This is a genomic window from Microcoleus sp. Pol12B5 (assembly GCF_036701335.1).
In the GTDB taxonomy this organism is placed as follows: Bacteria; Cyanobacteriota; Cyanobacteriia; order Cyanobacteriales; family Microcoleaceae; genus Microcoleus.
The window spans coordinates 17,176-30,202 of the sequence record NZ_JAUBQQ010000003.1; the positions used below are offsets into that span (position 1 = coordinate 17,176).

Consider the following 13,027-nt stretch of genomic DNA (forward strand, 5'->3'; position numbering starts at 1 on the left):
CCCATATCAAAGTCAGATACGGCGTCTTCCTCATCGTCGCCCATATCAAAGTCAGATACGGCGTCTTCCTCATCGTCTTCGAGACCGAGACCGTCCAAAGCCGAGGCTTCTTCCTCGTCATCGTCCATGTCGAAGTCGGAGACCGCTTCTTCCTCGTCATCGTCCATGTCGAAGTCGGAGACCGTCTCTTCCTCGTCATCGCCCATGTCGAAGTCGGAGACCGCTTCTTCCTCAAACTCATCGAAGGATTCCTCCTCTGAGCTCAGTGCTGACGCTGCTGCTGCCAGACCTGCTGCTCCGGCGACTCCGGCGACTACTCCGGCTGTTGCCAAGGCAGCACCGCCCAATTTATTAGATTTGGCTGCAGCGGGTGCTGCAGTGGCAGTTTGAGCTGCGGCGGGTGCTGCAGTGGCAGTTCGAGCTGCGGCGGGTGCCGCAGTTGCAGTTTGAGCTGCTGTGGGTGTTGGAGATTTACCGGCCGTCTGCGGCGCAATATTTGAGGGCATACCCAGCGCGATGTCCGGGTCAAAATTGAGTCCCAACACTTCGATTAGGCTGTCTGCATCCGGCTTGAGTTTTGAGAAGGGCAGCATTAATTGCTGGAGTTCCGGCTCCAGGGCAGCCGCAATTCCCAGGATGAGGTAAGAAACAGGCCTTTTCCCGCCGTCGGGTGTGGCGACCGTGTTCTCAGCCGTCATGTGCAGGAGCAGCCAAGCCCGATTTACCTGGTAGTAGTCCAACCACTTCTGTTTGAGAGCAACTGAAAAAGTATCAAAAAAAGCCATAACCTCTTTATCCTCATCCTGATCGCTAGACCTATTAAACCATCATCAGGTCTAGCTCATCTTCCTCCTTCTTGACCACCGGTTGCACTGGATTTAGATAAAAATCTGAAAGTAAGGCAAATAATTCGCGATCTGGCGTGTCGTTGGGCACTACTCCTTCGGGCATTGCCAAAATCTGGTCAGCGATGTTGAGGTAGTAATCGCAGACGTAGTTGAGGGAAGGATCGCTTTCGGCCATCTCAAACAATGTTTTGCCTTTGACGCGAGAAACGCGGATATCTTCAATCAGGGGCAGCACTTCCAGCACAGGCATCGGTACAGAGTCAATGTACTTGTCGATCAAGTCGCGCTTTGAGGTGCGGTTGCCAATTAAACCGGCGAGCCGCAACGGGTGAGTGCGGGCTTTTTCGCGGACTGAGGCGGCGATGCGGTTGGCTGCAAATAAAGCGTCGAACCCGTTGTCGGTAACAATCATGCAGTAATCCGCGTAGTTTAAGGGGGCTGCAAAACCTCCGCACACTACGTCACCGAGTACGTCGAACAGGATGATGTCGTATTCGTCGAAGGCATTGAGTTCTTTGAGCAGTTTTACGGTTTCGCCGACTACATAGCCGCCGCAGCCAGCTCCTGCGGGAGGGCCGCCTGCTTCTACGCAGTCAACGCCGCCGTAGCCTTTGTAGATGACATCTTCAGGCCAAACGTCTTCGTAGTGATAGTCCTTTTGCTGAAGGGTGTCAATAATTGTGGGGATCAAGAAGCCAGTGAGGGTAAATGTGCTGTCGTGCTTTGGATCGCAACCGATTTGCAAAACTTTTTTGCCGCGCTTGGCTAGGGCAACGGAGATGTTGCAGCTTGTTGTCGATTTACCAATTCCACCTTTTCCGTAAACTGCTAGTTTCACTCTTGGTTCTCCTATAGGTTTCTATCAAAACGATGAGGGCTGGGTTTTCATGCTTTTTTTTGATCGCCCAATTGTTATAGCCCAATTGCAATAGCCCAATTGCAATTCCCTTACTGTCAGTCGATTTGAGATTTCAAATTTGAGATTAAAGAATGGACTCCACAGATGAATCTGGGGCTTCTCTCTAACTAAAATTTTCTATCTCGACGACTTTTGTTTGGGGCTTGTATCCGTCTTTGGGTTAAGCCAATTTTGGACTCGGCCCTTAGTCACCTCGTTGAAAGCATTATTAGCTAACTTGCGATGAAAAGAAAGGGGGCGTCTAAATGAAAATGCTAGTAAATTTGTTTATTTTGCATCTTTGGGAATCTTAACTGGTTTTTTGATATAAAAATCTATTTTTAGATTGTTTTTAGATTTTAAGTTAATTTTAGAATACTTTCTTAATATAAAGAGGTACAAAAATAAAACAAAAATTAACTTCTCAAACAATCTGGGCTTTTGGCTTTGGGGCTAGGATGCAGGCAGTTGATGGCTTGTGCGGGTAAGTGGAACGGTCATAAACGCGCTAGTGGATGAGGCAAACTCGAAGTGAGTTCGGATCAGTTGGGTCAGGGGAGAGCAAAGTGATGGGATTTTAGATTTTAGATTTTAGATTGGCAAACATTGACTTTGCCGGGGTTTCGGGTGTTTTGTAAAAAATTGTGAATTTTTAGGAAATGGTGGGGAGTCGGAGAGTGGGGGAGTGAGTCGGGAAGAGGGAGAAAGTTATGGGATTTTAGATTTTAGATTGGCAAACATTGACTTTGCTGGGGTTTCGGGTGTTTTGTAAAAAATTGTGAATTTTTAGGAAATGGTGGGGAGTTGGAGAGTGGGGGAGTGAGTCGGGAAGAGGGAGAGTGGATGGGGAGAGTGGGGGATTGGGATAATATCATGTCTTCCCCATGACTACTGATACCAGTTGAAAAAAAGAATGCAACTGTAGGCCCGTGATCCAAACCACGAGCTTAATGAGTCATTTCCAATTCTTCAATTCTTCAATTCTTCAATTTTTAAATCTAAAATCTAAAATCCTATGACTGCTGACTAATGACCACTAACGATCGGAATCTCGATCGCAAATTCAGTGCCCCGTCCAGCTTCCGAAACGCAATCGAGTCGCCCCCCGTGCTGTTCGACAACTAAATGGTAAGAAATCGACAGTCCCAACCCAGTGCCCTTGCCGACTGGTTTGGTAGTAAAAAACGGGTCAAATAATTGGTGGCGAATCTCATCCGGTATGCCCCGCCCGTTGTCGGAAATGCGGATCGCGACAAAATCGCCGCCAACAACTTCAGTACGAATTTTAATTGTGGGAACAGTCAATGGAGAATTAGGATTTGACGGGGGTGAATTTTTCGCATTTCTCGCCGCCCATTCCCCTTTCTGGATTTCTTCATCCAAAGCATCAATAGCATTGCCGATAATATTCATGAACACCTGATTGATCTGACCGGCACAGCACTCGATGTTGGGCAAATTGCCGTATTCTTTAATAATGTGAATAGTTGGATGTGCGCCGTGGGCTTTGAGCCGGTGCTGCAAAATCAACAAAGTGGTTTCAAGTCCCTCGTGAATGTCAACGAGCTTGATGTTAGATTGATCTGATCGCGAAAAATTACGCATCGACACAACTATTTGGCGGATGCGCTCGGTTCCTACTTGCATAGAAGACAGGATCTTAGATAAGTCTTCTACCAAAAAATCGACTTCCATATCTGCTGCTGCTTTCCGAATTTCCGAGATGGGTTCGGGATAGTGCTGCTGGTAAAGTTGCAACAGTTGGAGCAATTCTTTGATGTAGTGGCTGGCGTGGGAAAGGTTGCCGTAGATAAAATTAACAGGGTTGTTAATTTCGTGAGCGATACCGGCAATCATTTGTCCCAAAGAAGACATTTTTTCGGTTTGCACCAATTGAGTTTGAGTTTGCTGCAACTTTCGCACAGTTTCCTCTAATTGCTGCGCTTGATTTTTCAAGCAAGTTTGCTTTCGCCGCAGGACTTCTTCAACTCGCTGGCGCTTGATAATATCCCGTCTCAACAATTCATTTGATTCTAAAAGTTGAGCGGTGCGTTCTTCAACTTGTTGTTTTAAGTCGTCGTGAGCTTGGCGCAGAGCTTCTTGGGCCCGCTGCCGCTCTAAAATTTCTTGCTGCAAAAGTTCGTTGGCTTTCTGCAATTGGGTGGCTCGATCGTCCACTGCTTGTTGCAACAGCTCGATCGTCCCATACATTTCAGATTGGTTAAAAACCTGGGGCAAATTTGTCTGAGACACAACGCCCAAAAGTTCTCCCTGGTTGCCAACTACTACCAAACGGCGGACGCAGTGGCGCTGCATGGACTGGTGGACACTCCAGAGGGAATCGGCGGGAGATATGCAAAATAAAGGCGCACTCATGGCCCTTGCTGCTGGGATTTCCGAGAGGTTTAATTCGAGGGCGTGAAACTGCACGATGTCGCGCTCGGTGACAATGCCGATCGGAATTTGATAATTTTGTGTTGGTGCGATCGCCCGATCGGGATGCTGAGTTTGCTCTTGGACAATGACGACGGAACTAACTCGATGCTTGACCATGAGCTGGGCTAAATCGAGCGCTGAGGCAGTTGTTGGGGCAGAAATGACTTCTTTGGTCATGATATCTGCTGCACAGCGCAAATTGGTTAGCAAGTTAATCGGTTGCAGGGCTTCGTGAATGGCTTCGCGGGTGATGATGCCGATAAGTCGCGAGTCGTCGTCCACTACGGGCAAATGCCGGATGGAGTGCTGGCGCAACGTGAACATAGCTGTGAAAATATCTTGAGACTCGGATTGTTTGAGGGTAATGGGCGATCGAGTCATTACGTCAGCAATTGTCAGTCCGACTGTACAAGCTGCGACGGTAGTTAGCTTGACGATATCCCGTTCTGTAAAAATGCCGATCGGGCGATTATCTTCGACGACTAATACGCAACTGCGCTTGGCTGCGCTAGCAACAGCGTTTTGTTTTTCGCCACAAAGGTGACAGGAGACGCGCATCGGGTTCATGAGAGCCAACACCTGGGCGATCGGGGTTTCTGGAGCCACGGTGAGGGGGTGGCGGTCGATCGCCCTATCTAAGGGCGAGGAGTAGATTGGCCGGCTGTTGGGCCGTCCAGCGGGTTCTGATGATGTAATTACCGACAAGTGCGGGGCTGAATCTCGGAAATGTTGTAATTGTTCTTCTTGTAGCATGATTATTAATTTTACTTAATGAGTTGTTACAATTTTGGAGACTTGGGTTGGCAGACTTAGCATTAATTAAGCGAGTGACAGATGCTTGATCGCCTAAAATCTGATTGCTAGAACACTCTTATTTAATTTTTATTTTTTAAATCCTATGTCGTGGACTCCCTTAAGTCATCGAATTCATCACTTGCCGCTGATCCTTGCGGGCCCGATTTTGCGCCGGACTGAAAGTCGGGCCGTGACAGTTTGGCTGGCTCTGAAAGCACCCCGCCAAGTCGAACTCAAGGTTTATTCGACGGAGGGCGGAACCGGCGAAATTGTCGATCGGCCATTGCTGCAAGGTGCGAACTCTACCGTACAGCTCGGCAAATACCTGCACGTAGTCGCGGTGACTGCTAAACCAATTAATAGCAATGTCTTGACATCTGGGGAAATTTATGCTTATGACATCAAGTTTGCGGGGAGTAGCGAGTCGCCGTCGGCGGGTGCAGTCCCAGAAAATGAGAAAGAAAATCTCATTTCTTGCCTGTGGCCTGCCACTCCTGATTTATCGGCTTTGGGGCCGGAGACGATTAGTTATTTCGCTCACCAGTTGCCCACTTTTGCCCTGCCGCCACAGGATTTAAACTATTTGCGTATCGTTCACGGTTCTTGTCGCAAGCCCCACGGAGACGGCAGAGATGCGCTGCCAATCTTGGATAATTCGATCGAACAGTTTGCAGGTACGGCAAATAGCAGGCCCCACCAACTGTTTTTAACCGGCGACCAAATTTACGGCGACGACGTGGCCGATGCGATGCTGTGGGCTTTGACGGATGCTGGCGATACCCTGTTGGGCTGGGAAGAGAGTCTACCCCTGATGGATGATGCCCAAATTAAAAAGAATTTGTGTATCAGTATACCTAAAAATTCGGCAAACGAAAATGCAGGTGGCCAAGAGAGGGAAATTTTTAGAGAGTCCCCTATTCAGAAACCATCTGATGCTGAATATGAGTCCAAAAAACCAATTGAGTTAAAACCGGGGACTCGCAGCGATATTGCCAGAGATTTTGGCGGCTTTACGGCGATGTTGGTAAATAAACCCGCCAATGCTAAAAGTCACTTATTTAGCTTGGGCGAATATTATGCGATGTATTTGTTAGTTTGGTCGCCGGTACTCTGGTGTACGAGTTTTCCGAAGGGTAAGGATATTTGCCCAAATTCTAAGCAGGCAAAAGTCTGGGATAGAGAAGTTGTTGAACTTGACGGTTTTGCTCGCAATTTGTGGAGAGTGAGGAGGGCGCTAGCGAATATTCCTACTTATATGATTTGCGATGACCATGATGTTAGCGACGATTTTTATTTGAATCGAGAGTGGTGTTACCGGGTGCTGGGAAAGCCACTGGGCCGGCGGGTGGTGCAGAATGCTTTGCTTGCTTACGCTGTGTTTCAGGCTTGGGGAAATACGCCTGCACAGTTCGATCGCGAAAAACCGGGAGATAAATTATTAAAGGCGGCTGAAAAATGGTCGGCTTCGGCGGGGACTGATGTTTCTGCTTGGGAGGAGGCGGCTTCGTATTTGGGAATTCCAAAACTCGATCCGAAAACTCATTTGCCTAAGTTGAAATTAGATGAAGATGTTTTTATTTTGGATCGAGATGACGAGGGTGTAAATGAGGTTTTGAATTGGCATTTTATTGTGAGAAGTTTTAAGCATGAGGTGATTGTGCTGGATACGCGGAGTTGGCGGGGGTATCCGGTGAAAAGCGCGATCGATCCGCCGATGCTTTTGACTCACAAAGGTTTTGAGGAGCAAATTCAGCAGCCTTTGCAAGAAACTAATTTGCTGAATAAAACTGGGGAGTTTGAGATTGAGGCGACGCTAGTAGTTGTGCCGACAAATTTGGTTGGTTTGTGGATTATTGATGCGGTGCAAAAGCGGGATGTGGAACAGGGGAAGGTTTTTAATAGCGATGCGGGGGATGCTTGGAATTTTCACGAGTTGGCTTTTGTGAAGCTGTTGTCGGAGTTTTTTAAGCAGCGCGATCGGGTGATTGTGTTGAGCGGGGATATTCACTATGCTGCTGCTGTGCGGCTGAGTTATTGGTCTGATTGTCATTTTGGCGATTCTCGATCGAATATTGAGCCTTTGCATCTGGCGAATTATCAATCAAATTGTCACTATTCTGTGTTGGCGCAGTTGACTGCTAGTGCTTTTATCAATGAAGAGTGGAAAACGCATTTAATTCATACTAAGATTAAGTCGCTGCTTCCTGAGCGATCGCACGAATGTTTGGGATGGAATGAGCCGCTGGAATTAATGAAAATCCCCAGGAGTAGCAGAAAGAAAGCTCTGGAGGCTGCTGTTAGGAATAGACAATCTCTGCCTGATTGGGGTTATCGGATTGACTGGATTAAACGGCAAAGAGCTCGGGTGTTTTTGCTGCTAGAAAAGGGAACTCCGTCAGATAGAACACATAAAAATAAACAATTGTCATTCCTGCGTAGGTTGTGGAATTTTATATCGCTGTTGTGGCGCAATCGCTGGCTGCAAGAGGGTGATGAGATTGTGGGATATAGCAATATTGCGATCGTCAGTTTTCAGTGGCCTGCGGATAGTGATGGGGAGAAAGCGGTGATCCAAAATGTTTATTGGCGGCCGCTTTGGGAGCCGAATAGTGTGGTTTACAGTCAATATTTTGTGCCGCTGGGATTGGATGAGGATGATTAGATTCCCGATTTCTTGAACAAGTTGGGGATTTCGATACGGGTACAATATTCTGATGAGTTTGTGGCACTGTCCGCCGGGAGCATCTCAAGGAAAGCAGCAAAGTTAGAAACTGGAGTTGGGAGCCAGGAGCCAGGAGGACAGAGGAAGAAGGAAGGAGTGTTCTTACAAATATGATATGCTCCCGTGTCCGCCGGGGGTTGAAATCCTGACTATGCAGGACTACCGGGATTTTCTTCTGATTTATTGAAGCTGAAACCCTTGGTGGATATACTATAAATTAGGAAGCCCGTGACGAGATTTGAACTCGTGACTTCCTCCTTACCAAGGAGGTACTCTACCACTGAGTTACACGGGCATAAAAAATTAAGAATCTCCAATTAAAAAATTAATTTTTAATTCTTAAATTTTAACTGTTTATTAAATTGAGGTGGGCCGAGCTAGATTTGAACTAGCGTAGGCGTAGCCAGCGGATTTACAGTCCGCCCCCATTAACCGCTCGGGCATCGACCCATTTCCATCACAGTTATATATCCTAGCACCACAATCTTTATTTGCAACATTATATTTGAAACTCTAATCATTCAGTTGAGAAAACATAAGTGAGTTAGCGGTAGACGGGAAAATTGAACACTGTTTAAGGTGTGCATTGCTACGTCTAGGCTGGGTGCCCGCCCGGAGCACCCTAAGTCTAGACTAAGAGGAAATCCCTAATTCACTAATTCCCCGGTTTCTTGCAGGGAGTGCAGACGACGATAAATACCTTGTTGACTCAAAAGTTCTTCGTGGCTGCCAACTTCGACGATTCTACCGCCGTCGAGTACGACGATCGCATCGGCTTCGCGAATTGTACTCAGTCTGTGGGCAATAATTATGGTGGTGCGCGTACCGAGGATATTTCGCATGGCTATCTGGATCGATCGCTCGCTTTCATAGTCCAAACTAGAAGTAGCCTCATCAAAAATTAACACATCAGGCTCCACCAATAGCGCCCTGGCAATCCCCAACCGCTGCCGCTGACCGCCGGACAACCGCATTCCTCTCTCCCCGACAACGGTATAGTAACCTTGGGGCAACAGCCGCACAAAATCCTCTACTTTGGCAATGCGACAAGCATCCTCAACTTGCTCGAAAGTTGCATTTCTGTTTCCGTAAGTCAAATTTTCCAGCAAAGTACCGTTAAAAACGTCTACTTCTTGGTGGACAATGGCTAAACGCTGGCGGTAGCAAGTCACGTCTAAGCTGCGAATGTCTTCGCCGTCGATCAGAATGCGGCCGGAGTTTGGTTCAAAGTAGCGAAACAGAAGTTTAACTAAAGTCGATTTCCCGGAACCCGATCGCCCGACTAAAGCTACTGTCTGACGGGGATGAATCAATAAATTCACATCTTGCAAAACGGGTTTTTGGCTGTCGTACCCGAATGTCAGACCGCTGAACTCAACTTTGCCGGTAAATTTATAAGGTGGCTGTGCCGATCGAGCATTTTCTGCTAAATTGACCGCATCCACACCGTCTGGCGTTTGCATAAACTCGTGGAACCGGATCATTGAAGAATAACGCCGTGCCAATAATTCGGCGATAACGCTAATCGGACGCAGTTGGGAATATGCCATGCTTGCCAGGGTGTAGACGGTAACAAAATATCCGAGGGAAATTTTGCCTGCAACCGTGGCTGCTAGGCTAAAACCGAGGACTGAAAACAAACACAACTGGACGATCGTCTGCTGGTATGTCCCCAGGATGACGTATCCTTTGTGAATGCGGTGGATCACGACTTTTGATTCGCGATCGAGTCTGGTTGTTTGCCTTTTGAGTTCATGGCTTTCTGTCGCAAAAGCTTTGACTGTTTTGATGTTGGTGATAATTTCCGAGTTGCGGCTTTCGGTATCTTCGATGTATTCATCCAGACTTTCTTCCTGCGCCGTCACCTGTTGCAGGCCCTTTAAGGTGAAACTGAGGATAAATAGAAATGAAACCAAAATTAATAAGCCAATCCGCCACTCAATTAAGCAGATAACGGCAAAAATGCCGATTAAGCGAACGACTTCGGGGATGAATTCGCCGGCAATTTCTGGGTAAGTCCAAGTATGGTTGGCGATGCCTTTGGCGATGCGGCTGGCAATCCGTCCGGCGTTGTTTTCGTCGTAGAATTCTAGGGGTAAGGTGAGGATTTTGCCGATCGCACTTCTCATTTGATCGCGCCTTGCCCTCAATGGTATCGCCCAGTGGAACCAATTTCCCACCCAAGGCTGTACCGGTGCTTTGGCGACTGTTACCAGAAAAATTATGCCCAGCAAGACGGATAGCGATAATATTTTGTTGGGTGAGTGCTGGGTAACGGAGGCGATCGCTGTTATGAGTTTTTGCGTTACTGTATCTGTAGGTTGACCCGACAATACGTTTAATATTTGACCGATCGCGTAAGGTACAAGCAAATCGGTTAGTGCCAAAACGCTGGATGCGCCTATGCTATAAACTGAGATTTTCCAGTAGCGACTGTAGTATTTGAAGATGTCCTGAAAGCTTGCCATAAATTCTTGTTGAGATACAACCCTTGCAAACACTTGCATCTAAAATTGCGCTCTCGGCGCGCTTTGTTTACAAGTGTACTACAAAAGTAGTTGATCGGGGAGTCATCTCGGCTCATGCTAGCGAGTCGCCCGATCGGGTGATTTATGGCAATCATTGGATCGTCCGCAATCGATCCGGATTCCAGGGCCATCAATTCCAGGCTAACGGCAAAAAAATGCAAAAGACAGAATTTTTCTTAAATTCTGCCTTCTGAGCAAGACCTGATAAGTTTTACGTTTGAGTAGTCTGTTAGCTGAAGGTGTAGGCTGATTGCAGCGCCCACCAGATCAAGAAGCCGATTCCGCCGGCAATGACAATCGCCGAAATGGCGATCGCTATAGGACTGTCAGCTCCCTTGAACTTCATGATTCCGCGATTTAAATCTGACATGACAGTGTTCTCCCACAATTCCAGCTTGATTGTAGCTTTGCCGTCGGCGGATGGCGGTCAATTTTCACGGCAATTACTGATTTGGTTAATGATCTGGCTGCTGAAATTTCCGGTGGGGATAGGCTTTGGGGGTTTTTACAGGGTGTCTGAAAAAAAACTTACTAAAAAGACTTGACAAATTTCGAGAATTGAGACAATATTGTTAATACCGCAGGAAATGCGGGTGTAGCTCAGTGGTAGAGCGTCACCTTGCCAAGGTGAATGTCGCGCGTTCGAATCGCGTCACCCGCTTTAGAAGATAAAAAAATCAAGGAAACCGGAAAGTAGATCAAGAAAGTTTTCGGTATCCTCCTAATGAAGGATGGTTGAAAATACCTAAGTTAGTGGTAAGATTGAATGCAGAACTTGCAAGTCAAAATTGCCGATCGGGCGAGATCTCGGAACAGGCAGTTGAAAGCCTCGCTTTGGCGGAATTGACAAGTTTGATTAAGTGGATATGTTAACGATTATTTTTGTAAAAACGCTTTTTTTATCCGATCGCTAGTGCCCTCTCAAAAAGCTCCCAAGATTGACTTAAACGATGAGTACCCCTGTCCTTGCCGACGCCGGGGTCGTCTAGTTCCCATAACGTTGACAGAAGCCTTGGGCTGCAACCGCTGTCAACAAATATTTGTATTGGACGAAAGTGGATACGTGATCGAGCAACTATCAACGAACTATCCTTACAAGCAGGCTTGGCGGTGGACGGGCAACCAGTGGAACAGAGCGCATCCGGGTTTGAAGGCTTATTACTTGCCACTGGCTTTGGGTATGATATTGGTGCCGCTAGTGATTTGGTTGCCCTTGGCGCTACACTCGCCGGGCCCGAATATTATTCTGTGGGCAATGGTCGCGGTGCTGCTAGCAATGCTGCCGGCGCTGATGGTATGGCTGGCTTATAGGCGTTAGCTAGATGATAATAGAGGATTTTACCCATTCATCAGATGCCGCAAATGTCGCGCGTCGCGCTTATCAAGCTTCTTTGGAGTTGGCTGCGACAAAGAGTGCCGATCGCGCTGCAGGTTTGCAGGCGATGGCGGGCTCGCTGAAACGGCGGCAAAATGACATTTTAGAAGCAAATACTCTGGATCTAGAAGCGAGTCGGGACATGGCGATTCCCGAGTTGATTGTGGAGTGGCTGAAGCTGACGCCGGAACGGATCAAGACAACTGTGCAAATTCTGCAACGGTTGGGGGAAATGCCAGACCCGATCGGTAGGGTGATCAATGCTTCTTATCAGGTCGATCGCTGTCAGGTTTACTGTCAGTCGCTACCACTGGGGGCGATCGCTCTAATTTACGAGGCATTTCCAGAGTTGGGGGCGATCGCTGCTGGTTTGTCTCTCAAAAGTGCTAACAGTTTGATTCTTAAAGGCGGCAGCGAAAGCTGGCAAACTAATACAGTAATTGGAGAAGCTTTGGTTTCGGCGATCGATGAGGTCGGTTTGCCATCGGGATGTTTGCAGATACTGCCGCCGGATCGGGGCGCTTCGATCCGAGAATTGGTCACTCAAGACCAATATCTCAATTTAATTATTCCCTACGGTAGACCAAGTTTGGTGCAGCAGGTGGTTAGGCTGTGTACAGCACCAGTTTTGAGGTCGGCGATGGGAAATTGTTACCTTTATTGGTCGCCGACTGGTAGTTTGGAGATGGCAAGGTGGATGATTTTGGACAGCCATCAAAGCGTTCCCGATCCTGTTAATGCGATCGAGAAAGTGCTGATCGATCGCAACCAAAAGCCTTCTTCCCTAGTCAGGCTGTGGAACAGTTTAAAAGAAAAAGGCTTTCAAATTAGCGGCGATGCGGATCTTGTTGCAGATTTCCCAGAGTTGAAGCTGGCGGAACCATACGAGTGGACTCAACCGTATTTAAACAAAACCATCGCGTTTAAAGTTGTCGATAGTTTAGAGATTGCGATCGGCTGGATCAACCGCTACAGCAGCGGTCACGCTGACTGCATTGCCACTGAATCTTACTTAGAAAGTCGCCAATTTGCTCTGGATGTTAACAGCGCCTCAACTTTTATAAATGCCTCACCTCGGTTTTGGCGTTATCAAAATCGGGGAGATGCGATATTTTTGGGAATGTCCAACCAAAAAGGTTATCGCCGGGGATTGATCGGGTTAGATACGCTGACAACAATTAAAGAAATTGTTCAGGGAAACGGACTTTTTTAATCTTATAGGTTATTTAGGATTGGTTATTGGGATTAAACAAAACTGAAAAGTGGGAGACTATTATCGATGCGTAAGCCTTTAATAGTTGTTTCTAAAATTTTCTTTATGGGATATAATATCTTCGTAGAACAATCAGGCAGCCTTGATCTAAAGCAATTTGATCGCCAGTTCTCGGATAGCCACAGTGGAGACAGATAAAATCTCCGCATCCT

The 13,027-nt window shown here is 47.2% G+C and carries 8 protein-coding genes and 3 tRNA genes; 4 read left to right on the top strand and 7 right to left on the bottom strand.

What is annotated here, in order from left to right:
* The 3 genes from QUA24_RS02425 to QUA24_RS02435 all read right to left on the bottom strand — a co-directional run.
* A partial coding sequence (locus QUA24_RS02425; RefSeq protein ID WP_333226918.1) for a DUF5331 domain-containing protein occupies positions 1 to 785 on the bottom strand: 785 nt, incomplete at its 3' end.
* A gap of 34 nt (positions 786 to 819) precedes the next feature.
* On the bottom strand, positions 820 to 1,686 hold the full coding sequence (gene bchL, locus QUA24_RS02430; RefSeq protein WP_006634709.1) for a ferredoxin:protochlorophyllide reductase (ATP-dependent) iron-sulfur ATP-binding protein: 867 nt from the start codon (positions 1,684 to 1,686) through the stop codon (positions 820 to 822).
* Between the two features lie 1,086 nt (positions 1,687 to 2,772).
* The gene (locus tag QUA24_RS02435; RefSeq protein ID WP_333226921.1) at positions 2,773 to 4,935 is read right to left on the bottom strand and encodes a CBS domain-containing protein; all 2,163 of its coding nucleotides are present in this window, start codon (positions 4,933 to 4,935) and stop codon (positions 2,773 to 2,775) included.
* Between the two features lie 145 nt (positions 4,936 to 5,080).
* On the opposite strand from QUA24_RS02435, the gene QUA24_RS02440 reads away from it, so the two are divergent.
* Positions 5,081 to 7,639 (top strand): PhoD-like phosphatase, encoded by a 2,559-nt coding sequence (locus QUA24_RS02440; protein ID WP_333226923.1) that lies wholly within the window; start codon positions 5,081 to 5,083, stop codon positions 7,637 to 7,639.
* Between the two features lie 283 nt (positions 7,640 to 7,922).
* On the opposite strand, the gene QUA24_RS02445 is transcribed toward QUA24_RS02440, so the two are convergent.
* The 4 genes from QUA24_RS02445 to QUA24_RS02460 form a co-directional block, all read right to left on the bottom strand.
* Positions 7,923 to 7,994 (bottom strand) — tRNA-Thr (locus QUA24_RS02445).
* A 73-nt stretch (positions 7,995 to 8,067) separates the two neighbouring features.
* A tRNA-Tyr gene (locus tag QUA24_RS02450) sits at positions 8,068 to 8,149 on the bottom strand.
* Between the two features lie 197 nt (positions 8,150 to 8,346).
* Positions 8,347 to 10,167 carry an ABC transporter ATP-binding protein gene (locus QUA24_RS02455; protein WP_333226925.1) on the bottom strand — a complete coding sequence of 607 codons (1,821 nt, stop codon included), beginning with the start codon at positions 10,165 to 10,167 and terminating at the stop codon, positions 8,347 to 8,349.
* 289 nt (positions 10,168 to 10,456) lie between these two features.
* Entirely contained in the window at positions 10,457 to 10,597 is a 141-nt protein-coding gene (locus QUA24_RS02460) for a hypothetical protein (RefSeq protein ID WP_172188980.1), read from the bottom strand.
* Positions 10,598 to 10,816: 219 nt separating this feature from the next.
* Here QUA24_RS02460 and QUA24_RS02465 point away from each other — a divergent pair.
* The 3 genes from QUA24_RS02465 to QUA24_RS02475 all read left to right on the top strand — a co-directional run bounded on the left by QUA24_RS02465 (position 10,817) and on the right by QUA24_RS02475 (position 12,815).
* Positions 10,817 to 10,888 (top strand) — tRNA-Gly (locus QUA24_RS02465).
* A 252-nt stretch (positions 10,889 to 11,140) separates the two neighbouring features.
* A complete protein-coding gene (locus QUA24_RS02470) occupies positions 11,141 to 11,545 on the top strand; it encodes a hypothetical protein (protein ID WP_333084666.1) in 405 nt (134 codons plus the stop codon).
* Positions 11,546 to 11,549: 4 nt separating this feature from the next.
* On the top strand, positions 11,550 to 12,815 hold the full coding sequence (locus QUA24_RS02475; RefSeq protein ID WP_333211906.1) for a glutamate-5-semialdehyde dehydrogenase: 1,266 nt from the start codon (positions 11,550 to 11,552) through the stop codon (positions 12,813 to 12,815).
* Positions 12,816 to 13,027: the final 212 nt, after the last annotated feature.

Excerpts from the sequence above, each read along its gene's own strand:
- QUA24_RS02435 (WP_333226921.1), bottom strand. The coding sequence starts at position 4,935 with ATGCTACAAGAAGAACAATTACAACATTTCCGAGATTCAGCCCCGCAC.
- QUA24_RS02440 (WP_333226923.1), top strand. The coding sequence starts at position 5,081 with ATGTCGTGGACTCCCTTAAGTCATCGAATTCATCACTTGCCGCTGATC.
- QUA24_RS02455 (WP_333226925.1), bottom strand. The coding sequence starts at position 10,167 with ATGGCAAGCTTTCAGGACATCTTCAAATACTACAGTCGCTACTGGAAA.
- QUA24_RS02460 (WP_172188980.1), bottom strand. The coding sequence starts at position 10,597 with ATGTCAGATTTAAATCGCGGAATCATGAAGTTCAAGGGAGCTGACAGT.
- QUA24_RS02475 (WP_333211906.1), top strand. The coding sequence starts at position 11,550 with ATGATAATAGAGGATTTTACCCATTCATCAGATGCCGCAAATGTCGCG.